This window comes from Duganella phyllosphaerae (assembly GCF_001758785.1).
Taxonomy (GTDB): domain Bacteria; phylum Pseudomonadota; class Gammaproteobacteria; order Burkholderiales; family Burkholderiaceae_D; genus Rugamonas; species Rugamonas phyllosphaerae.
Genome location: NZ_LROM01000077.1, coordinates 13,661 through 34,829, shown reverse-complemented (window position 1 = coordinate 34,829; position 21,169 = coordinate 13,661). Strand labels below are relative to the sequence as shown.

At 65.0% G+C, this 21,169-nt stretch carries 17 protein-coding genes; 10 read left to right on the top strand and 7 right to left on the bottom strand.

All coding sequences use genetic code 11. From position 1 onward, the window contains the following. Positions 1-3: 3 nt before the first annotated feature. The 3 genes from DUPY_RS10080 to DUPY_RS10070 form a co-directional block, all read right to left on the bottom strand. Positions 4-2,100 (bottom strand): TonB-dependent receptor family protein, encoded by a 2,097-nt coding sequence (locus DUPY_RS10080; protein ID WP_070247703.1) that lies wholly within the window; start codon positions 2,098-2,100, stop codon positions 4-6. Between the two features lie 75 nt (positions 2,101-2,175). Further along, entirely contained in the window at positions 2,176-2,676 is a 501-nt protein-coding gene (locus tag DUPY_RS10075) for a hypothetical protein (protein ID WP_141749500.1), read from the bottom strand. A gap of 54 nt (positions 2,677-2,730) precedes the next feature. Then, positions 2,731-3,705, bottom strand: coding sequence for an extracellular catalytic domain type 2 short-chain-length polyhydroxyalkanoate depolymerase (locus DUPY_RS10070; protein ID WP_443093057.1), 975 nt, complete (start codon positions 3,703-3,705; stop codon positions 2,731-2,733). 241 nt (positions 3,706-3,946) lie between these two features. On the opposite strand from DUPY_RS10070, the gene DUPY_RS10065 reads away from it, so the two are divergent. From DUPY_RS10065 to DUPY_RS10055, 3 genes are all read left to right on the top strand, one after another. Then, entirely contained in the window at positions 3,947-4,375 is a 429-nt protein-coding gene (locus DUPY_RS10065) for a Fur family transcriptional regulator (protein WP_070247700.1), read from the top strand. Between the two features lie 86 nt (positions 4,376-4,461). Further along, positions 4,462-5,736 carry a GTP-binding protein gene (locus tag DUPY_RS10060; RefSeq protein WP_070247699.1) on the top strand — a complete coding sequence of 425 codons (1,275 nt, stop codon included), beginning with the start codon at positions 4,462-4,464 and terminating at the stop codon, positions 5,734-5,736. A gap of 52 nt (positions 5,737-5,788) precedes the next feature. Beyond that, positions 5,789-6,976, top strand: a complete 1,188-nt coding sequence (locus DUPY_RS10055; RefSeq protein ID WP_070247698.1) for an esterase-like activity of phytase family protein — start codon at positions 5,789-5,791, stop codon at positions 6,974-6,976. Here DUPY_RS10055 and DUPY_RS10050 read toward each other — a convergent pair. Next, positions 6,942-8,609 (bottom strand): RecQ family ATP-dependent DNA helicase, encoded by a 1,668-nt coding sequence (locus tag DUPY_RS10050; protein ID WP_070247697.1) that lies wholly within the window; start codon positions 8,607-8,609, stop codon positions 6,942-6,944. The two genes, DUPY_RS10055 and DUPY_RS10050, sit on opposite strands and share 35 nt — an antisense overlap. A gap of 114 nt (positions 8,610-8,723) precedes the next feature. Beyond that, a complete protein-coding gene (locus DUPY_RS10045) occupies positions 8,724-9,110 on the bottom strand; it encodes an OsmC family protein (RefSeq protein ID WP_070247696.1) in 387 nt (128 codons plus the stop codon). A gap of 146 nt (positions 9,111-9,256) precedes the next feature. Between DUPY_RS10045 and DUPY_RS10040 the strand changes: the two genes are divergently transcribed. Continuing rightward, positions 9,257-11,524 carry an outer membrane beta-barrel family protein gene (locus tag DUPY_RS10040; RefSeq protein WP_070247695.1) on the top strand — a complete coding sequence of 756 codons (2,268 nt, stop codon included), beginning with the start codon at positions 9,257-9,259 and terminating at the stop codon, positions 11,522-11,524. 59 nt (positions 11,525-11,583) lie between these two features. Here the strand turns inward: DUPY_RS10040 and DUPY_RS10035 are convergent, their stop codons facing one another. After that, positions 11,584-12,753 (bottom strand): branched-chain amino acid ABC transporter substrate-binding protein, encoded by a 1,170-nt coding sequence (locus DUPY_RS10035; protein ID WP_070247694.1) that lies wholly within the window; start codon positions 12,751-12,753, stop codon positions 11,584-11,586. A gap of 122 nt (positions 12,754-12,875) precedes the next feature. Here DUPY_RS10035 and DUPY_RS10030 point away from each other — a divergent pair, with 122 nt between their 5' ends. After that, positions 12,876-14,036, top strand: coding sequence for a pyridoxal phosphate-dependent aminotransferase (locus DUPY_RS10030; protein ID WP_070247693.1), 1,161 nt, complete (start codon positions 12,876-12,878; stop codon positions 14,034-14,036). Between the two features lie 3 nt (positions 14,037-14,039). Beyond that, positions 14,040-16,241 (top strand): hybrid sensor histidine kinase/response regulator, encoded by a 2,202-nt coding sequence (locus tag DUPY_RS10025; protein WP_070247692.1) that lies wholly within the window; start codon positions 14,040-14,042, stop codon positions 16,239-16,241. Positions 16,242-16,256: 15 nt separating this feature from the next. On the opposite strand, the gene DUPY_RS10020 is transcribed toward DUPY_RS10025, so the two are convergent. Beyond that, entirely contained in the window at positions 16,257-17,330 is a 1,074-nt protein-coding gene (locus DUPY_RS10020) for an NAD(P)/FAD-dependent oxidoreductase (RefSeq protein ID WP_070247691.1), read from the bottom strand. 160 nt (positions 17,331-17,490) lie between these two features. Between DUPY_RS10020 and DUPY_RS10015 the strand changes: the two genes are divergently transcribed. The 4 genes from DUPY_RS10015 to DUPY_RS10000 are packed head-to-tail and all read left to right on the top strand — an operon-like array spanning position 17,491 to position 21,168. Continuing rightward, positions 17,491-18,444 (top strand): MerR family transcriptional regulator, encoded by a 954-nt coding sequence (locus DUPY_RS10015; protein ID WP_070247690.1) that lies wholly within the window; start codon positions 17,491-17,493, stop codon positions 18,442-18,444. A 28-nt stretch (positions 18,445-18,472) separates the two neighbouring features. Next, positions 18,473-19,180 (top strand): GTP cyclohydrolase I, encoded by a 708-nt coding sequence (folE, locus tag DUPY_RS10010; RefSeq protein WP_070247780.1) that lies wholly within the window; start codon positions 18,473-18,475, stop codon positions 19,178-19,180. A gap of 16 nt (positions 19,181-19,196) precedes the next feature. Then, complete coding sequence (locus DUPY_RS10005; RefSeq protein WP_070247689.1) at positions 19,197-19,622, top strand: BLUF domain-containing protein; 426 nt, start codon at positions 19,197-19,199, stop codon at positions 19,620-19,622. A gap of 4 nt (positions 19,623-19,626) precedes the next feature. Then, positions 19,627-21,168, top strand: a complete 1,542-nt coding sequence (locus DUPY_RS10000) for a cryptochrome/photolyase family protein (RefSeq protein WP_070247688.1) — start codon at positions 19,627-19,629, stop codon at positions 21,166-21,168. The last annotated feature ends 1 nt before the right edge of the window (position 21,169 follow it).

Below are 21,169 nucleotides of genomic sequence, written 5' to 3'. Positions count from 1 at the left end.
TGCTCAATAACTGGCACGCAATTGCAGGTATGCGGTACGTGGCGCACCAACCATGCGCCCGGCATTGCCATCGACATTGCGGGTGTAATAACGCCGGTCCGCCAGGTTGTTCACCCCTGCCATCACCTCGTAGCCAGGTTTCCCCTTCACTTTCCAGCCCACTTGTGCATTCCACAGGCGGAAACCGGGGATCGCTCCTGCGCTGCCGTTGGCCGCTTCGGCCACGGTATTGGCGGCGTCCGAGTACTGGCGGGTCTGGTGCGTGCCCGACACGTTGAAGCTCCACGCGTCGCGCTTGTAGCGCGCGCCCACGGTGTCGGTGCCGCGCGAGTAGAACGGCACGTCCAGCCCGGCCGTGGCGCCCGACTCCTGGATCGCCTTGGTGTAAGTGTAGTTGGCGTACAGGTTCAGGCCCGCCAGCGCGCCGGCTTCGTCGAAGCTGTAGTCGAATGCCGATTCGATCCCTTCGTGGTTGGTCGCGCCAATGTTCTGGAACGTGGCCGGCAGTGTGCCCGGCACCTGCAAAATCTGGTTGTCGAACTTGAGCTTGAAGGCGGTCAGCTCCGCGCTCACCGCGCGGTTCTTCCAGCGCGCACCAAGCTCGACGGTCTTGGCCACTTCCGGATTGAGCGGATTGGTGGCGCTTTGCGAATTGAGCTGGGTGTTCTGCACCGCGCCGAACGACGTGGTGTAGTTGGCGAACACGGTCAGCGCCGGGTTGACCAGGTAGGCCACGTTCAACGACGGCAGCGCCTTGTTGTTGTCCGAAGCGAAAGCTGCGCTGCTGCCCGCATCGCGCCGGTCAGAGCGGATGCGCTCGTAGCGTACGCCGGGCGTGATGCGCCAGGCGCCAATGGCGATGCGGTCGTCGATGTACACCGAGTGGGCATCGGTGGCATTGTCGAACCTGGTGGTGGCGCCTTGCACGCCAGTGGCAACCGTCACGGCATAGTTGTTGTCGTCGCCGCGCTCGCGCAGGAAGCGGTAGCCGGCGGTGACATCGTGGGTGAGACCGGCAGCAGTGAAGCGCTGGGTGTAGCGCGGCTCGATGCCCAGCACCTGGTAGTTGCGCGGCTGCCAGGTGACCTGGGTACGGGCGGCGTTGATCAGGGCGCTCTGGCGGAAGCTCTCGTTGTAATAAGCCTTCACTTCGAATTCCTGGGTGGCCGAGATGGTGTTCAGGTAGCCGACGTCGCCGCCCTTGCGCTCGCCGCTCCAGAAATCCGTGGGCCGGGTGTTCTGGAACGGATCGGCGGCGTACTGTGCCACGGTCAGCCCGCCCGGCGTGCGCGAGTTGACGTCGAAGTACGTCAGTTTGCCGTACACCTCGCTGTGGGCGTTGAGCGGGTAGCGGAATTTCAGCGCCACGTCGTTGAGCTTGTCGTTGCTGGCGGTGCGCCAGCCGCCGCCATCCATGCCCGAGTACATCAGCGCCAGGCCCAGGCCATTCTCCAGCGTGCCGCCAAGGAAGGCGCTGTACTGGGTGTTATGCCCGGTTTCGCTATAGTCGTTGTAGCGCACCGAGACATCGCCGCTCAGCGCCCCGTCCGGGATCGACCGGCTGCGAAAATTGATGATGCCGCCCACGTTTTGCGGACCGTAGCGCACGGCGCCGCCGCCGCGCACCACGTCGATCGATTCGATGTTGTTCAGGCTGACCGGGGCGAACGATAGCTGCGGCTGACCATACGGGGCCACTGCCAGCGGAATGCCGTCGAGCAGGATGGTGGAACGCGGCGAATAGCGCCCGGTCAGGCCGCGCACGCCGATATTGAGCGAAATGGCGCTGCCGGCGGTGCCGGAATTGTCGGTGGCCTGCACGCCCGGCACGCGGCGCAGCACGTCGCCGATGTCGAGCGCGCCCGAATCCTCGATGTCGTCCTGGTTCACCACCGTGCGCGCGCCGGCGAAATTCCTGACGCTGTTTTGCAGCCCGGAGCCGAGCCAGCTGCCGGTCACCTGGATGGTTTCCATCGGCGCCGGGGCGCGCTCTTGCGCCTGCTCTTGTGCATGCGCCAAGGGCATGGCCAGCAGCGCCAGCGCTGCGGCCATGGAAGTCAACGGGAATGGTGGTGCAAGGTGCAAAGTCTGGAGGGGCATGGCAATGAAAGGAGTATCATGAAAGTGACAATGATAACACTTCTCATTCGCATGTTCACCCCTCCTTGGGACTGGTTATTGGCCTTTGGCAGCTTCAGCCAGCGCCCGATCGGACAGCACGGTGGCGGCGGCGCTGGTGGAGTTGAGCAAGGTGCCGGCCTGTTCCGCACTGTTCTGCAATACCTGGCCCAGGTCCTTGAAGAAGCCGACCGTTACCAGGCCAACCTCGTCGGTGGAAACGGTCTGGCGCAGGTCGCTGGCATAGGTCTCGGCGCGCGCGCTCACCTGCTGCAACACCTCTTTTTGCTGGGCGGCCAGGCCCTCCAAAAACTGCGCCTGCAGTGCGAACAATTGTCGCACCGACGCCGCCGCGCCGCCGCCTTGCACCAAGTCCAGCTGCGCATGCAGCGCATTGAGGCCAGTCGAGGACTGCTGAGCACTCCATTCGCGGCCGGCAGCGATGGCCGCCTGCGCCGCTTGCGCGAACGGCGCCAGGGCCGCAAAAGGGGCGAACGTGGTGGATGGCGTCAGCGAGGCCGGGATGCTGAACAACGGTTGCAATGCCTGGGTAGTCATGTGATGCCCTTTCGGTTGGTGGACTTGCAGTGGTCAAGCGTGTCAAGGGAGGATTCAGGGCCGGGCGGCAGCCAGCGGCTGCCCCAGGCGGTCGAGCATGGCAACGATGGCGGCCATTTGCGGCGCGTTGCGGGTATAAAAAGTGCGCTGCGCCGGGTTGTCGTCGCTGTAACCCCAGAAATCCCAACACCCCTTGGGATTGAACGGTATGCCATTCGACGGTACCGCCTGCGGATAGAGCACAATGGTGCGGTTGGTGTCGGCATACTGGTTGTAGCCGGTGCCGTTGTAAAACCGGTCGCCGATGACGGCGGCGCCCTGCTGGCAACCGTGCAGCGCGACGTGGACCTTGCAACCGCCCTGCTCGCAATCGGCGGGAATATAGGCATACGCGGTCTGGTCCATGCTGCTGCGCCGCCCTTTCACGAACTCGGCCTGGTCGAAGCTGACGATCTTGCCCTGCCTGTTCGTAGCCGGCGCCGTGCTGCCGGGATAAATATGGGCCAGCAATTCCTGCGATTGTTCGAAGCCGCAATTATTGATATACGGACTGTGGGTCGTGCTGCACGGCACGGCCTGCGGATTGTTGACGATGATGGAATGGCCGGCGTTGACGTCGTGCCGATAGACGATGTTGGCAGGCGGCGTCTGCGCCAGGCTGTAATACGTGGGCACCGTGGCCGCGACCAGCGGCTTGACGGTCTGGTCGTTGGTGCCGCTGAATACATACACGCGCTGGCGCGCCAGGTATTCCACGTCGTCGATCCAGTCGCGGTGGGCGAAATAGCGCGCATTGCTCAGCGATACGGCAGGCAGCGGGCCGACCGCAGCATTGACCGGGCTCATACAGGTCGCCGTGGCGTTTTGCAGCGGCGTCAGCGCCGGATAAGTACCGGCACAATAATAAGGTCCGGCCGCTATTACGCCCACGCCAATAAACCTGCTGGAATAAGCGGTCGCCAATTGCGCGGCCATAAAACCACCGGACGATATTCCCGATACCGATGTTTGAGATAAATCAACACCCATTGCAGGTAAAGGCGTTATAGCCCGCGTAATAACTGGAAGCATGCCCAATATAATCAACAGCGGCAAGCGTGATAATCGGTGACTTTTCATTCAAACCTCCTTGGATTAGAATATTTACGGGGGACAATTAATACTAAACCGATTATCAACTTATTAAAAGACGTCTTGATGACTATTTTTCGGTACCGCACTTCCAGCCCACCTTGCCATAGCTGCAGCGCAGCCGTGGTAACATACGCGGATGCAAACATCCACCTCAGACCAGGCCGAAACACTGATACGCGCGACCGGCGCCCGCGTCACGCGCCAGCGCGTGACCGTGCTCGAGTTTTTGATGGGACAGGAAAAGTCGCTGACCCACCACGATATCCAGGCCCTGCTGCCGGACGAGGCGCTCGATTCGGTCACCCTGTACCGGGTGCTCGAATGGCTGACTGAGAACGAACTGGTGCACCGCATCGCGGGCGCCGACCAGGTCTGGCGTTTTCGCGCCGGCGCCGGTCATCACTCGCACGAACATGCGCACTTCCAGTGCACCCATTGCGAAGAAGTCACCTGCTTTACCGACGTGCCGCTGCCGCGCACGATCAAGCTGCCCAGCGGCTTCCAGAGCCAGGAAATGGATTTCCTGATCAAGGGCACCTGCCCGCACTGCGCCACCAAAAAATAGCCGCGCACGATCCGCGCTAATGCAACAAGCTTGCATTAGCGATCAATCGGACTTATGATGCAACTCGATTGCATTTAAGGACCGCTATGACCACCCTTCCCCGACCACTGGCCGATGTGCGCCTGCCCGTTACCGTTCTTTCCGGCTTTCTCGGCGCCGGCAAGACTACCCTGCTCAACCACGTGCTGGCCAATCGCGAAGGCTTGCGCGTGGCAGTCATCGTCAACGACATGAGCGAAGTCAATATCGACGCGTCGCTGCTGCGCCACGGCACGGAAAATGCTGGCGCCGCGCTGTCGCGCACCGAAGAGAAGATGGTGGAGATGAGCAACGGCTGCATCTGCTGCACGCTGCGCGAAGACCTGCTGCTGGAGGTGCGCAAGCTGGCGGCGGAAAACCGCTTCGACTACCTGCTGATCGAATCGACCGGCGTGGGCGAGCCGATGCCGGTGGCCGCCACGTTCGACTTTGCCGACGAAGACGGCGCCTCGCTCAACGATGTGGCCCGCATCGACACCATGGTCACCGTGGTCGATGCCGTCAACCTGCTCAATGATTACAACTGCGCCGACTTCCTGGCCCAGCGCGGCCAGAGCGCAGGCGAAGGCGACGACCGCACCCTGGCCGCGCTGCTGTCGGAGCAGATCGAGTTTGCCGACGTGATCGTGGTCAGCAAGACCGACCTGGTCACCATCGAACAGATGGGCGCGGTACGCGCGGTGATCAAGGCGCTCAACCCTACCGCCAAGATGGTGCTGGCCGAGCAAGGCCGGGTGCCGCTGCACGAGATCCTGGGCACCGGCAAATTCGACCTTGACCGGGCCAGCCAGATGGCCGGGTGGGCGCGCGAACTGGCCGGCATCCACACGCCGGAAACCGAGGAATACGGTATCGCCAGCTTCGTTTTGCGCGAACGCCGTCCGCTGCACCCGCAGCGCTTCAACGAGTTTCTCGACCTGGCGCTGCCGGGCCTGATACGCGCCAAGGGCTATATCTGGTTTGCCAGCCGTCCTGACTGGGCAGTGGCCTATTCGCGTGCCGGCCGCATTGCGTCGGTAGAGCCGGTGGGCCAGTGGTGGGCCGCCAGCGACCGCGCCAACTGGCCGCCGGTGGGCGACGCCGACCGCGATGGCATCGAAGCGGCCTGGGTGGAGCCGTTCGGCGATCGCCAGAACGAACTGGTCTTCATCGGCGCGGACCTGGATCGGCCGGCCCTGGAAGCCGCCTTCCGCCGCTGCGTGCTCACCGACCGCGAACTGGCCGCCGGCGCCGCCGCCTGGATAACCTACGTCGATCCGTTCCCGGCCTGGAGCCGCGAAGACGAGATGGAAGATCTGGAAGCGTCAACAGCGAAGGCCTGACAGGCACCACCGGGGCCGCTATACTGCACGCTTTCCCGACCTGAGCAATGTCATGGCCGTTCTGCCCTCCCCTGTTCGCACCGCCCTCGCCGCCGCCAGCTTGCCATTTTTGCTGTTGCTGAGCTCCCACGCCAGCGCCGAAACGCTGGCCGCCGCACCGGTATCTGCATCGGCGCGCACGCCGGAATCGATCACCTCGCTGCGCCTGATCGGCGAACAACGGCTGCCGTGGCGCCAGCGGTACAGAGGCACGATGGTGGGCGGCCTGTCGGGCATCGACTACGACGCCGCGCGCGGCGAATGGGTACTGATCTGCGACGACCGCTCCGAGCATAATCCGGCGCGCTACTACCGCGCCAGGCTCGACTACGACCAGCAGTCGTTTCGGCGAGTCGCCTTGACTGGTGTGACCACGTTGTTGCAGGCCGATGGCTCCGCGTATCCATCGAAGAAGACGTTCGCGCGCCGGGGCGGCGCCGTGGCCGACCTGGAAACGCTGCGCGTCGATCCGCGCGATGGCGCGATCTGGTACGGCAGCGAAGGCGATGTCACGCTCAAGCTCAATCCCTTCGTGCGCCAGGCCGACGCCAACGGCAGCCTGCGCTACGAGTTGCCGCTGCCGCCGCTGTTCGACGTGGCAGTGGACCAGAGCAGCGGCCCGCGCAACAACCAGGCTTTCGAGGGCATGAGTTTTACGCCCGACGGCGCGTCGCTCTGGGTGGCGCTGGAAGGACCGCTGTACCAGGACGGTCCGGCGCCCACGCCAGCACACGGCGCGATCAGCCGTATTACCCGCTTCGCCCGCGACGGCACGGTGCTGGGCCAGTACGCCTACGCGCTGGAGCCGATTCCGGCAGCGCCGGGCAAGGGCAAAAACGCCGACAACGGCATCTCGGAAATTATGGCGCTGTCCGATACCCGCATGCTGGTGCTGGAACGTGCGGGCGTGCAGAACGATAAAGGCCGCTATCGCAATTACGTGCGCCTTTACGAGGTGGAGACCGCCGGCGCCACCGATATTGCGCAGTTGGCCACGCTGGCCAGCGCCAGCTACACGGTGATGACCAAGCGCCTGGTGCTGGACCTGAACCAGGCCGGCCTGCGACGGGTGGACAACCTCGAAGGCATGGCCTTCGGCCCGCGCCTGGCCAACGGCCACGCCAGCCTGGTACTGGTTTCGGACGATAACTTCAATGACAAACAGGTTACGCAGTTCCTGCTGTTCGAGGTAATGCCATAGCACTGGCGGCGGCCACCAGCGGCGCAGGAGCCAGTTCAGGCAATGCGGTCGTGGCGATCGGGGGCACGCCCGGCTCAGTGGCCGTATCGATGTCCGTATCGATGTCCGCCGCGGTAGCCAGCTCGATGGGCTGGTCGAACGACGACAGCTGGATCGCCGGCGGCGACAGGCAGTTATCGCACTTGCAGCACTGCTCGAAGCCGGGCGCTGCGTCGCCGAAATAATCGAGCAGCAGCTTCCAGCGGCAGTAGCCGCTCTGGGCGTAGCCGACCATTTGCTCCAGTCCCTCGCGGTCGCGCTCGTGCTTGTCGGCGTACACCCGCGCCATCTCTTCGTACTGCGCGGCCTTCGGTTCGGTTTTGGCCAGCGAATAATCGAGCTTGCGGCTGCGCTTGAGCAGCTTGCCGTCCTTGAGCATCTTCAGGCAGATTTTCAGCTGGCTGGCCGAGATGTGTTCGAGCCTGGGCTTCAGGTCGGCCTCGGTAAACGCGGCGCGCTCGTTGCTGGCCACCGCCTGGCGGGCAGCTTCATACACCGCGCGCAGTTCCTCGGCTTGCGGATAGTGCTTGACCAGGAAGAACTGCTGCAGGCGCTTGTCGGCGTGGTAGTACAGCAGCGTGCATTCGGCGTCGTGTCCATCGCGCCCCGCCCGGCCCGACTCCTGGTAATACGCTTCCAGGTTGGCCGGCACCTGCAAGTGGATCACGAAGCGCGTGTCCGGCTTGTCGATGCCCATGCCGAACGCGTTGGTGGCCACCATCACGCGGCGCTCGCCGCTCATGAACAGGTTCTGGTTTTCCACCCGCTCGCCGGCGCGCAGCTTGCCGTGGTAGATCGCCACGCTTTCGCCGGCATCCTTGAGTTGCGCATGCATTTCCTCGGCCGCCTTGACGGTGGCGGCGTAGATGATGCCCACGCCTTCGGTGCTGCGCACCAGCTCCAGCACCTGCGCCGTCTTTTCGGACGGGTTGGTGACCTGCTTGACGCGGTAGTGCAGATTGGGACGGTAGATGCCGGTGTTGACCACGGCCATGCGCGGACGGCCCAGCTGGGTGCGGATATCCTTGATCACGTCATCAGTGGCGGTGGCGGTGAGCGCCAGCACCTGCGGACGCCCAAGCGCTTCCAGGGCAGCGCCGATTTCCAGGTAGGCGGGACGAAAATCGTGGCCCCACTGCGAGATGCAATGGGCCTCGTCGATCACTACCAGTGCGATATCGCTGTCCTTCAGCAACGCCAGGAAGTCCGGCGTGATCAGGCGCTCCGGGGTGCAGAACACGATGTCGTGGGCAGCGCTCTCGATGCCTTCGAGCGCCGCCAGTTCGTCGGCGCGCGACAGGCTGCTGTTGATTTGCGCAGCGCTGGCGATGCCGGCTTCCTCAAGCTTTTCAGCCTGGTCCTTCATCAGCGAGATCAGGGGCGAGACCACCACCGTGAGCCCTTGCAGCAGCCGCGCCGGCAACTGGTAGCACAGCGATTTGCCGCTGCCGGTAGGCATGACGGCCAGGGTGTCGTGACCGGCCAGCACGCTGTCGATGACGTTGCGCTGGCCATCGCGCAAAGCTTCGATGCCGAATACCTTGCGCAGCAAGGTGGTGATTTGTTTGCTCTGCGGGGCTGACGGGGCTTTCATGGGGGACTCTCTGGTGGTGTGGATCTATGGCCAGAGTAGCCAACCGGTTAACAATGCACTGTGCGCCAGCACACCGCGCGGCTTAACCGGTAGTCACGATTTGCAACTGGATTGTCATGCAACAGTGGTATCGATACGGGCGCCGGTTTTGAGCGTCATCGTCACCGGCGTGCGCTCGGCGATATCGGCCAGCCGCGCCACCTGCTCCGCATCGAGCGCGCCGGTCAGGTGCAAGGTGCGGGTGATGACGGTACCGTCATCGCTGCGCTTGAGGTGCAGGTCCACCTGCACCGCCTCCAGCGGCCACTGCTTGCGGTCGGCGTACATGCGCAGCGTGATCGCCGTGCACGAGCCCAGGCCCGCAAGTAAAAAATCGTAAGGCGCCGGTCCCGCGTCCTGGCCGCCGTTGCGTGGCGGTTCGTCGCCAATCAGCTTGTGTCCACCCACCTCGATCTCGGTGGAATACATGTCGCGCCCGATGCGGGCAAATCCTTGTGCCATGGTTGAATCTCCTTTCCGGTATTTTAGCTCCCAGGATACAAACTTCACACCAGCTTCACCTAAGTAAAGTATTGTAAATGGCAAGTATTAAGGCATTGCTTCTGTAAAATAGCCGCATTGGCTTACTTTCATCATTTACTTCCCCCATGCAAAAGATTCTCCTGACCTGCTCCCTGCTGACGTCGCCCATGTGTGCGCTGGCCCAGACCACCGCCGCGCCAGCGGCCGCCCCGGCGGCCAAGCCCGGCGCCGTCAAGGCCGACGAGGCGCAGGTGGTGCCATCGGTGACGGTGGCGGCAGAGCGCCCCACCAACCGCATCGACCGCCAGGTGTACGACGTCAAGTCCGATGTCTCGAGCACCAACGGCACCGCTGCCGACGCCTTGAACAACGTGCCGTCGGTGGCGGTCGATCCCGATGGCACGGTGTCGCTGCGCGGCAGCAGCAATGTGCAGATCATGATCGATGGCAAACCGTCGGCCATGCTGCAGGGCGAGAACCGCGGCGCGGCGCTGCAAGCGATGCCAGCCGACGATATCGAATCGGTGGAAGTGATCAACAACCCCGGCGCGCAGTTCGGCAACGAGGGTGGCAGCGGTCCGATCCTGAACCTGGTCATGCGCCGCAACCGCAAACCTGGCGGTTTCGGCTCGGTCAACGCCAACGCCGGTACCGAGGGGCGCTACAACAGCGCCGTCAACGGCAGCTACAACGAGGGACTTTGGGGCTTCCAGGGCGGCCTCAATGTACGCCATGACGGCCGCAATTCCACGTCCGAGGTGACCCGCGAGCGGCTCGATCCGCGCACCGGCCAGTACGTGCCCAGCACCCAGGATGCGGTAAGCAAGGGCCTCAACGACATGGTCGGCGCCAACGGCACCGTCAGCTACAATATGAACCAGTCCGATACGCTGACCGGCAGCGCATCGTTCATGGGGCGCGGCAACGACCAGCGCTCGACCGAACACTATGTGAACGGCGCCACCGGCTTCAAGCCCGCCAACGACTACGTTCGCAACACCGCGCGCAGCGGCGACGCCAAAAATTTCGGCTGGGGTGCGCGCTACGACCACAAGGGCGAACTGCCCGGCGAAACCCTCAAGATCGACCTTCGCGTGTCGGCATCCGAAAACGATAGCGACACCAGCTACGCCAGCGACTACGCCACCGGCGCCGACAATTTCGGCCGCACCGACCCGCGCGCATTCCAGCACAGCGACACCAGCACGCGCGTGATCGACTTCACCGGCGACTACAGCCGGCCGCTGTGGGGCGGCACCACCAATGTCGGCTACAAGGTGGCGCGCACCACGAACAATTTCGACACGCTCTACACCGACATCGACCCGGTCACGAATATCGCGATCATCAATCCGTCGCGCACCAACCGCTTCGATATCGAGGAAACCGTGCTGGCCCTCTACGGGACCTACCAGATGCGCCTGTCCGAGCGCTGGGGCCTGCTGGGCGGCGTGCGCACCGAGCACACCGACATGGACATCCACCAGGTCACCAGCGGCATCGAGGCAAAGAACAGCTACATCAACTTCATTCCGAGCATGTTCGCGACCTATAAGGTCTCGGACGACGCCAATCTGCGCTTTGCCTACGCGCGCCGCCTGCGCCGTCCGCAGGCCAACGATCTCAATCCGTACGTGACCTACCGCGACGAATTCAACGTCTCATCCGGCAACCCGGACCTGAAACCGACCAAGACCGATTCGTTCGAGGTCGGTTACGAGACCAAGTTCGGCGGCCTGGAGACCAACCTGCGCGGCTACTACCGCCGCGACACCGACGCCATCGTCGACTACCGCTACTTCATCGCCGACAACGTGCTGCTCACCACGCGCCAGAACGGCGAAGGCAGCCACTCGAGCGGCCTGGAATTTACCGTCAGCGGCAAGCTCACGCCCACGCTCACGCTCAATACCAGCGGCAACCTGATGCGCAGCCAGCAGCGCTCGCAGGATGAAGCGGGCGTCGTCACCAGCCGCACCGCCAATTCGCTCAGCGGCCGCGCGCGCCTGAACTGGCAGATGACCACCGCCACGCAAGTGCAACTGGCGCTGCAAATGCAGGGCAAAACGCTGTCGGGCCAGGGCTACCGCTCGCCCAACAATACCGTCAACATGAGCGTGCGCCATGCTTTGAGCAGCCAGTGGAACCTGGTGGCCAACGTCACCGACATCTTCGACCGCAACAAGATGGAAACCATCGTCAACAGCACCACGCTGCGCGAAACCAGCACGCGCCGCTTCGACGGCCGCGTGTTTTACGTGGGCCTGTCGTACCGCTTCGGTGGGGTCAACAGCAACCGTAGCGAAGGTGAAGGCGGCTTCCGTCCGCGTCCCGGTGGTCCGGGCGGACCTGGCGGTCCCGGTCCCGGCGGCTTTGGCCCGCCCGGCGCTTGACCGATACAAAAAAACGCCCGGGGCTTCACAGCCGCCGGGCGTCTTTCATATCTCCACGATTACTTCACCACCGCGACTTTTACGCGCTTGCCCTTCTGGAACGTGAAGATGGTCAGCGCCCCATCCTTGATGTCGCCGCGCGCATCGAACGAGATATCGCCGGTCACGCCCTTGTGGTGGATCTTCGCCAGGTAAGGCAAATACTTGACCGGGTCGGGCGAGCCGGCCTGCTGCATCGCATCGACCATGGTCATCAAGGCGTCGTAGGTTTGCGGCGCATAGGTCTGCACCTCGACGCCAAAACGCTTCTTGTACGCGGCCTTGAAATCGGTCAGCGCCTTTTCCTGCGCCGGCGCCACGCCGCCCGCTTCTGCGCATAAAACCTGGTCGTCGTTCATGCCGTCGCCGGCCAGGCGCGGCACCGAATCCGAGCACATGCCGTCGCCGCCCATGAACTTGACCGGGAAGCCCAGCTGCTTCATCTGGCGCAGCATCGGCGCGGCTACCGCATCCATGCCGCCGTAGAACACCAGGTCCGGCTTGGTGGCCCGGACCGTGGTCAGGATGGCGTTGAAGTCGGTGGCCTTGTCGGTGGTGTACTGGGTGCTGACGATGGCGGCGCCAGCCGCCGGTCCCAGGCGCTTGATATTTTTGGAAAATTCATCGGCCAGGCCCTTGCCGTAGGCGGTGCGATCGTCGATCACGGCGATGCGCCTGGCCTTGACGTTTTGCAGCGCGTAGCGCGCCAGCGCCGCACCCTGCTGCTCGTCGTTGGCGATATTGCGGAACGCCGACGCGAAGCGCTGGCGCGTGTACTGCGGATTGCTGGCCGACGGCGAGATCTGCGGAATGCCGGCATTGAAGTAAATGCGCGACGCCGGGATGGTGGTGCCCGATACCTGGTGGCCGATCACGCCATTGACCTTGGCATCGACCAGTTTTTGCGCCACGGCCGTGCCCTGCTTGGGATCGGATCCATCGTCCTCGGCCTGCAGCACGATCTTGTACTTCTTGCCGCCGATGACCACGCCCTTGGCGTTGAGTTCTTCGACCGCCATGCGGGCGCCGTTTTCATTGTCCTTGCCCAGGTGGGCGGCGGTGCCGGAGGTGCCGGCCGCGTGGCCGATCTTGATGATGTCCTGCGCGTTGGCGAGTCCCGGAAGGGCGGCGCTTGTCAATCCCAGCGCGACGGCCAGGGCGATTTTTGGTGCGTGTGTTGGGTACGGCATACAACTCCTTACGAATTTAGCCGGTTAGGATACCATCCGACAAGATAGTCTGCCATCAGTAGATGCCGCACAGCTATTTACGTAATATACTTATTACCTAACCGCATAAGTCATTGATCACTATGGAAATTTCCCGTCGCATCGCGAAGTCCCGACCACTCGCCACCACCGCCATGCACGGCCGGGTGGACGCCATGAAGGACCGCGGTGAGCACGTCATCGATTTTTCCATCGCCATCTCGCATTTCCCCGCACCGCCCGCCGTCCTCGCTGCCATGCACGAGGCGCTGCAGCGCCCCGCCCTGCCCTACACCGCAGTCGGTGGCGACGCCGGCGTGCGCGCCCGGCTGGCCGCCCGGGTCGGGCGCGAGAACGGCATCGACGCCGCGCCAGCCGACATCCTGGTCACCAACGGCGCCAAGCAGGCGCTGTACCAGGCGCTGTACGTGATGGCCGATCCCGGTGACGCGGTGATCATTTTCAAGCCATACTGGCCGGCGTACGTGGCCACCAGCGAACTGCTGGGCCTCAAGCCGATCCTGGTCGATCTGCCGAGCCAGATCACCACCGAGCTGCTCGACAGCCTGCCACCGGCCAGGATCCTGATCCTCAATAATCCGCACAACCCCACCGGCGCCCTGCTGGCGGCCACGGAACTCGCGTGCATCGCCGCCTGGCTGCGCAAGACCGGCACCCGCGCCATCGTCGACGAGAGCTACGAAAAACTGGTGTTCGACGGCGTCCACCAAAGCCTGGCGGCGCGCCCCGACTGGCGCGAGCTGGGTGTGGTCACGCTGTTCTCGGCGTCGCAAAGCTATGCCATGATGGGCTGGCGCGCCGGTTTCGCAGTAGCCCCGGCGCCACTGGTGGCGGCCATGGAAACCGTGCAGGGACCGATCACCGCCGCCGCGCCGATGCTGATCCAGCTGGCGCTGGCGGCCGCCTTCGAGTCGGACGACACGCCCGAGTCGAAGGCCATGCTGGCCGACTACCGCGCCCGGCGCGACCTGGTGCTGGACCTGACCGCCAACCTGCCCTGGCTGACAGTGCGCACACCGGCCTCGGGCCCGTACCTGTGGCTCGACGTCGCGCCGCTCGGGCTGGACACGGTGGCTGCGTCCGAGCAGCTGCTGGCCGAACACGCGGTGGCGGTGATGCCCGGCGACGCCCTGGGCGTACCCGGCTACCTGCGCATCGGCTTCATCGCCGACGACGTCGCCACCTTGCGGCGCGGCGTGCAGGCCATCATCGCTTTCGGCAACCAGCGCCACGGCGGCCGTTGAACGATGGCGTTCCTGCTCTTCAGCCTCAACAGCCTGCGCGGACGCCTGCTGCTGCTGGTGGCGCTGGCGATCGCCCCGATCGCCGTGATGACGATCATCAGCGGCATCCGCGAGCATGACCACGCCATCAGCGTGGCCGAGGAAAACCTGCAACGCCTGACCAACCTGGCCGCCGCCAACGAAGCGCAGTCGATCGAAAGCGCGCGCCAGATCCTGCGCGACCTGGCCAGTGTGCCCGACCTGATGAAAGACCAGGCCCGCTGCAACAACCTGCTCGACAGCATCCAGCGCCAGAACGGCGACTACGCCAACTTTGGCGTGATCCAGTTGAACGGCGACGTCAACTGCACCGCCATCCCGTCGTCGGGACAGGTCAACCTGCGCGACCGCTCGCACTTCCGGCGCGCCGTGCACCTCAAGCGCTTCGTCGCCGGCGGCTATATTTTCGGCCGCGTGATCCAGAAGCACACGGTCAACCTCACCTACCCCATCCTCGACGACGACGAGCAGGTGCGCGGCGTGGTGTTTGCCGCCATGGACCTGACCAAGCTCGATCGCTTTGTCGCCGACATCCAGCTGCCACCGGGCTCGGTGCTGATGACGGCTGACTCGGAAGGCAAGATCATCGCCCGCAAGCCGAACCCGGAGCAGTGGTTCGGCAAGCCGGTCTGGCCCGAGCTGCGCGCCGCCATGGCGGGCGAGCCGGGCAAACCGGTGCAGCTCACCGGCCCCGATGGCGTGGAGCGGCTGCACCGCTTCGCCCGCGTGGGCAACAACGGCCTGACCGACTACACCGTCACCATCGGCATCCCGGTGGCGGACATTACCGCCGTGGCCCGCCGCGACCAGGTGATGGACCTGCTGGCGCTGGCCGTGACGCTGGTGCTGGCCATGCTGGCCGCGTGGTTCGTGGGCGACGTGCTGGTGCTGCGCCGCGTGAAAATGCTGGCCACCACCGCCAACAGCATCGCCTCCGGATCGCTGGGTGCGCGCAGCGGCATCGCCTACGGCAAGGAAGAAATCAGCGAACTGGCGCGCGCGCTCGACGCCATGGCCGCCGCCTTGCAGGACAAGGAGCGCCAGCACCTGAAAGCCGAGGCGCAGCTGCGCCTGGCCGACCAGCGCAAGGACGAGTTTTTGGCCATGCTGGCGCACGAGCTGCGCAACCCGCTGGCGCCGATCAGCGCCGGCGCCCAGCTACTACGTAGCGGCAACGCCTCGCCGGCCGCCGTGGACCGCACCGCTGACATCATCGTGCGCCAGGTGAACCACATGACGCGCCTGATCGACGACCTGCTCGACGTTTCGCGCGTCACCCGCGGGCTGGTGACGATCACGCGCGCGCCATTGAACGTGGCCGCCGTCGTGGCGGACGCCGTGGAACAGGCCGAACCCATGATGCGCGCACGCCAGCACCGCTTCGAACTGGTGATGCCGGAACAGCCATTGCAGGTGATGGGCGACCACAAGCGGCTGGTGCAGGTCCTGGTCAATGTGCTCAACAACGCCGCCAAGTACACGCCCAGCGGTGGCGAGATCGTGCTACGGGTGCAGGAGGACGAAGGCAATGTACGGCTGCAGGTGCGCGACAACGGCATCGGCATGTCCCACGAACTGCGCGGTCGCGTGTTCGAACTGTTCGCCCAGGCCGACCGCAGCTCCGACCGGTCCGAGGGTGGCCTGGGACTTGGACTGGCGCTGGTGAAAATGCTGGTGGAGCTGCACGGCGGCACGGTGACGGTGGACAGTGGCGGCGAACGCCAAGGCAGCACGTTTTCCATCGTGCTGCCAGCCACCGAAGCGCAAGTGGTGCCAGTGGCGACCAAGCCCGTCAGCGCCACCGGTTCGCTGCTGCGCGTGCTGGTGGTGGACGACAACGTCGATGCCGCCCAAACGCTGCAACTGCTGCTCGAAGCGGCAGGTCACGAGGTGGTGGTGGCGCACACCGCGCACGGCGGGCTGGAGGCGGCGCAGCGGCTCGAACCGCAACTATGCCTGCTCGACATCGGCCTGCCCGACCTGAACGGCAACGACCTGGCGCGCGGCCTGCGCATGCTGGGCGCCAGCAAGCACGCCACGCTGGTGGCGGTGTCCGGCTATGGCCGCCGCGAAGACCGCGAGATCTCCAAGGCGGCCGGCTTCGACCATTATTTTGTCAAGCCGCTCGACCTCGATGCGCTGCTGGCGGTGATCGCGACGCTGTAGGGGTAATCCTGTGCGTCAAGAAGATGCGGCGCAGGCCATGCTGGCGAGCACCTGCGCCGCCAGCGTCCGGCCGCTGAGCCATGCGTCTTCCACGCGGCCGCCGGCCAGCCAGTCGCCGCACACGCCCACCCGTACCGCCGGCAGCCAGATGGCCTCGCGCAGCACTGCGGATTCACCGTCTTCGTCCACGTGGTTTTGCTGGATTGCTTGCCCGTTGTCTTGTTGGCCCCCGGCCCTGGCATACCGCCAGCGGTGCGCAGTCACCTCGTCAGGCGGCGGCGCGCCCAGCGCCGCAAACGCGGCCAGCAGTGCGGCGATCACGCTGTCGCTGTCGTCTTCCAGGTGCTGCGCGCTCCAGCCGGCAGTGGCCTGCAACACCCACGTCTCGCTGCCCTGGCGGCCGGGCTTGGAACCGTCGCGGGCGATCCAGCCGAGTGGCCCGTGGTTGACGAAAGCGGCGTCGTAGCCGGGCGCAAAGCGGATTCCGGGCGTGCGGTAGCGCAACATCAGGGTCCAGCAAGGCAGCATGTCGGTGACGGTTTGCCGGGCGGTGAGCGGCAGCAGGGGCTGCAGCAGCACGGTGGCCTGCGGCGCCGGGATCGCCAGCACCACGGCGTCGTAGCGGTCGTCGTGCACGCCGTGTTCCTTGCTGTGCAGGCGCCAGCCGGCGCGGTCGTGTTGCATGTCGACGATGGTGTAGCCGCTGTGCACCCGCAGATTGGCCGCCAGCCAGCCGGCCGGTGCGCTCATGCGCGGTAAGCCGACGAAGCGCGCGGTGCTGTCGGGCGCTTTGCGCGCGACGCTGCCATCTGCCTCCAGCACGGCCAGCCTCGGCTCCCACAGCGCCGCCACACCGGCGGTCTCCCAGCGCGCCACCTCGTCGCGGAAACGGTTGTCGCGCACCGTAAAATACTGGGCGCCGTGGTCGCACTGCCAGTCGTCACCCCGGCGCGTGCTCATGCGCCCACCAGGACCGCGCGCCTTGTCGAATACCGTTACGCGGCAGCCGGCGTCCTGTAAATGGCGCGCGCACGACAGGCCGGCCAGGCCCGCGCCGATCACCGCGATGTTTGGTCGGGTAGCTATCATGTTGAACTCCTTGGTTGCATGTTCTATCGATGTCCCAGTATACTGACCCGCTTGCCGCCTCATGCGCCTATACAGCCCGCTAAAGCGGTTCAATACCGGGACAAAATGGCTCACAGGCATGAAACTGTTAAAATGCGGCCATCGATCAACAAGGACCACTGTGGCAGACTCCGACGACAATTCGACCAGCACCGGCGCCGGCTACCGCAGCGGCGTGGCTGCGCGCCTGGCCGGCCTGCCGGTAGAGACGCTGCGCGTGTGGGAGCGGCGTTACGGCGTGTCCGACGCCGGCCGCTCGCCGCGCGGCCAGCGCCTGTATTCGTCCGAACAGGTGCGCCGGCTCGGCCTGCTCAAGCGCGCGGTGGACCAGGGCCATGCGATTTCCACCGTGGCGCGGCTGGACACCGACGAGTTGCTGGCGCTGACCGGGGTGGCGCCACCGGCGGAAAACGAACCGCGCCTGTTGCGCCTGGCCGTGGCTGGCGGCGCCCTCACGCGCCAGCTGGCGGCGGTGCGCACCGCACCCGTGCTCGACATCGTGGCCAGTTGCCAGCACCTCGAACAGGCGCCGCAAGCGCTGGCCGGCGCGGCCGCCGACCTGCTGCTGATCGAAGCGTCCGAGATGAACGCCGATGCCCTGCCGCTGGTCATGGCTACGCGCGCAGCATTGCAGGTGCGCGCGGTGGTGGTGCTCTACCGTTTTTGCGACAGCGCCACCGTGCGCCGCCTGCGCGAACAGGACTGCCTGGTGGCCCGGGCGCCGTCCGACGCCGCCGAAGTGGCGCTGCTGTGCGCCACCGCCTTTGCCGGCGGCGGCCGTCCGCCCGCGCCACCGGTCACACCGGCCGAGCCACGCCGCCTGACTGACCAGCAGCTGGCCGACCTGGCCGCCATCTCCACCACCATCGAATGCGAATGCCCGCGCCACCTGGCGGATATACTGCTGATGTTGACCAGCTTCGAGCGGTACAGCGCCCAATGCGTGAGCCGCAACGCCGCCGACGCCGCGCTGCACCAGGACCTGGCGCGCAGCGCCGGGCACGCCCGCATGCTGATGGAACAGGCGCTGGAACGGCTGGCCTATGCCGAAGGCCTGCCGCTGCCGCCCCGGTAGCACTTTTATTTTTTTGATTGGATTCCGCATGACCACCGAGCCGCAACCGGCATACCTGCCTGTCACCACCACCGCCTCCGAACGCATTCGCGCGCGGCTGGTGGCCAGCAACACCCGCTTCCACGCCAACGACAACATCGCCGCCTATATCGAACCGGGCGAGCTCGATCAGCTGCTCGATGAAGTGAGCGGCCATATGCAGAAGGTGCTCGAGAGCCTGGTGATCGACACCGTGAGCGACCACAATACCCAGGACACCGCGCGCCGCGTGGCCAAGATGTACATGACCGAGGTGTTCGGCGGGCGCTACGTGGACATGCCGCCGGTGACCGAATTCCCCAACGCCGCCAACCTCAACGAGTTGATGATCATCGGTCCGATCACGGTGCGCAGCGCCTGCTCGCACCACCTGTGCCCGGTGATCGGCAAGGTGTGGATCGGCGTGATGCCCAACCAGCACTCGAACCTGATCGGCCTGTCGAAATATGCACGCCTGGCCAGCTGGATCATGAGCCGCCCGCAAATCCAGGAAGAAGCCGTGGTGCAGCTGGCCGACCTGCTGCAGGAAAAAATGCAGCCGGACGGCCTGGCCGTGATCATGGAAGCGGACCACTTTTGCATGCAGTGGCGCGGCGTCAAGGACATGGACGCGCGTATGATCAACAGTGTGATGCACGGCTCCTTCCTCAAGGACCCGGCGCTGCGCCGCGAGTTCCTCTCGCTCATCAAACGTTAATCTCCAGGAGATCCGCATGCTCGTCCGCCTTCTGTACGCCAGCCACGCCGCCAAAGAAACGCCTGCGGGCAGCATCACCGCCATCATGCAGCAGTCGCACAGCAACAACCCCAGGCAGGGCATCACCGGGGTGCTATGCCACAGCGAACGCCTGTACCTGCAAGTGATCGAAGGTGGTCGCGACCAGGTCAACGCGCTGTACGCCAAAATCCTGCGCGACCCGCGCCATACCGACGCCATCCTGCTGCACTACGAAGAAATCTGCGAGCGCCGCTATTCCGGCTGGACCATGGGCCAGGTCAACCTGAACAAGCTCAATCCCGGCACCCTGCTGCGTTACTCGGCGCTGCCCGAATTCAATCCGCACGCGCTGTCGGGCAAAAGCTCGCTGGCGCTGATTGACGAGCTGATGGCGGCCGCCTCGGTCCTGGGCCGCGCCTGACATCTTGAGCACGGCAGCCACCACGCTCAAGCTGGTGCTGGGCGACCAGCTCAGTTGCCAGCACAGCTGGTTCCACACGCCGGACCCCGGCGTGGTGTTCGTGCTGATGGAAGTGCGGCAGGAAACCGACTACGTGCTGCACCACGCGCAAAAAATCATCGCCATCTTTGCCGCCATGCGCGATTTTGCACGGCGCCTGCGCAACGCCGGCCACCGCGTGCACTACCTGGCCATCGACGATGCCGACAACCTGCAGTCGCTGCCGGCCAACCTGGACCGGCTGCTGGCGCACTACCAGGCCGGCGAATTTTGCTGGCAGGCGCCCGACGAGTACCGTCTCGACCGCCAACTGGCCGACTACGCCGCCGCTTTGCCCATCCCCTGCGCGATGGCAGACACCGAACATTTCTACACCGCCCGCCACGAAGCGGCGCAGTTGTTCGACGGCCGCGCCAGCTGGGTGATGGAACACTTCTACCGCCACATGCGGCTGCGCCACAAGGTGCTGGTCTCGGACACCGGCAAACCGGTGGGCGGCGAGTGGAACTTCGACCACGACAACCGCGCAGCCTGGAACGGCATACCGTGGGAACCGGCCGATCTGCGCGCCTCGCACGACCACAGTGCGCTGTGGGCGACGATCGAGGCATCGGGTGCAGCCAGCTTTGGCGCGCCGAATGCGGCCGACCTGCGCTGGCCGCTGAACCGCGAGGAAGCGCTGGCGCAGCTGGAACGCTTCGTCCAGCACGCCCTGCCCCATTTCGGCCAGTACCAGGACGCGATGAGCTTCAAGGCCTGGCGCCTGTTCCACTCGCTGCTGTCGTTCGCCATGAACGTCAAGATGATCGCGCCGTCCGAAGTGGTGGACCGCGTGGTGCAGGCGCTAGCCGACGGCGCGGCGCCGCTGGCGGCGGTGGAAGGCTATGTGCGGCAAATCCTCGGCTGGCGCGAATACGTGCGCGGCGTGTACTGGCATCGCATGCCCGGCTACGATCAGCTGAACACCTTCGGCCACCAGGAACCGCTGCCGCACTGGTTCTGGTCGGGCGACACGCGCATGCGCTGCCTGGCCACGGCGATCGGCCAGTCGCTCGAGCATGCGCACGCGCACCACATCAACCGCCTGATGGTGATCGGGAATTTCTCGCTGCTGGCCGGCCTGTCGCCGCAGGCGCTGCACGGCTGGTACCTGGGCGTGTACATCGACGCCTTCGAATGGGTGGAACTGCCCAACACGCTGGGCATGAGCCAGTTTGCCGACGGCGGGCTGCTGGCAACCAAGCCGTATGTCTCGAGCGCGGCGTATATCGACAAGATGAGCGATTACTGCAAGGGGTGCCACTACGATAAAAAGGCCCGCACCGGTGAGCGCGCCTGTCCGTACAACGCGCTGTACTGGGATTTTTTCGACCGCAACCGGGAGCGGCTGGTGGGTAATCACCGGCTGGGGATGGTGTACCAGCAGCTCAAACGCATGGACGGGCCGGTGCTCGATGCGGTACGGGAGCAGGCGGCGCGCACACGTCGCGGTTTGGCCGAGTTGTAGA

Excerpts from the sequence above, each read along its gene's own strand:
- DUPY_RS10080 (WP_070247703.1), bottom strand. The coding sequence starts at position 2,100 with ATGCCCCTCCAGACTTTGCACCTTGCACCACCATTCCCGTTGACTTCC.
- DUPY_RS10075 (WP_141749500.1), bottom strand. The coding sequence starts at position 2,676 with ATGACTACCCAGGCATTGCAACCGTTGTTCAGCATCCCGGCCTCGCTG.
- DUPY_RS10070 (WP_443093057.1), bottom strand. The coding sequence starts at position 3,705 with ATGGGTGTTGATTTATCTCAAACATCGGTATCGGGAATATCGTCCGGT.
- DUPY_RS10065 (WP_070247700.1), top strand. The coding sequence starts at position 3,947 with ATGCAAACATCCACCTCAGACCAGGCCGAAACACTGATACGCGCGACC.
- DUPY_RS10060 (WP_070247699.1), top strand. The coding sequence starts at position 4,462 with ATGACCACCCTTCCCCGACCACTGGCCGATGTGCGCCTGCCCGTTACC.
- DUPY_RS10055 (WP_070247698.1), top strand. The coding sequence starts at position 5,789 with ATGGCCGTTCTGCCCTCCCCTGTTCGCACCGCCCTCGCCGCCGCCAGC.
- DUPY_RS10050 (WP_070247697.1), bottom strand. The coding sequence starts at position 8,609 with ATGAAAGCCCCGTCAGCCCCGCAGAGCAAACAAATCACCACCTTGCTG.
- DUPY_RS10045 (WP_070247696.1), bottom strand. The coding sequence starts at position 9,110 with ATGGCACAAGGATTTGCCCGCATCGGGCGCGACATGTATTCCACCGAG.
- DUPY_RS10040 (WP_070247695.1), top strand. The coding sequence starts at position 9,257 with ATGCAAAAGATTCTCCTGACCTGCTCCCTGCTGACGTCGCCCATGTGT.
- DUPY_RS10035 (WP_070247694.1), bottom strand. The coding sequence starts at position 12,753 with ATGCCGTACCCAACACACGCACCAAAAATCGCCCTGGCCGTCGCGCTG.
- DUPY_RS10030 (WP_070247693.1), top strand. The coding sequence starts at position 12,876 with ATGGAAATTTCCCGTCGCATCGCGAAGTCCCGACCACTCGCCACCACC.
- DUPY_RS10025 (WP_070247692.1), top strand. The coding sequence starts at position 14,040 with ATGGCGTTCCTGCTCTTCAGCCTCAACAGCCTGCGCGGACGCCTGCTG.
- DUPY_RS10020 (WP_070247691.1), bottom strand. The coding sequence starts at position 17,330 with ATGATAGCTACCCGACCAAACATCGCGGTGATCGGCGCGGGCCTGGCC.
- folE (WP_070247780.1), top strand. The coding sequence starts at position 18,473 with ATGACCACCGAGCCGCAACCGGCATACCTGCCTGTCACCACCACCGCC.
- DUPY_RS10005 (WP_070247689.1), top strand. The coding sequence starts at position 19,197 with ATGCTCGTCCGCCTTCTGTACGCCAGCCACGCCGCCAAAGAAACGCCT.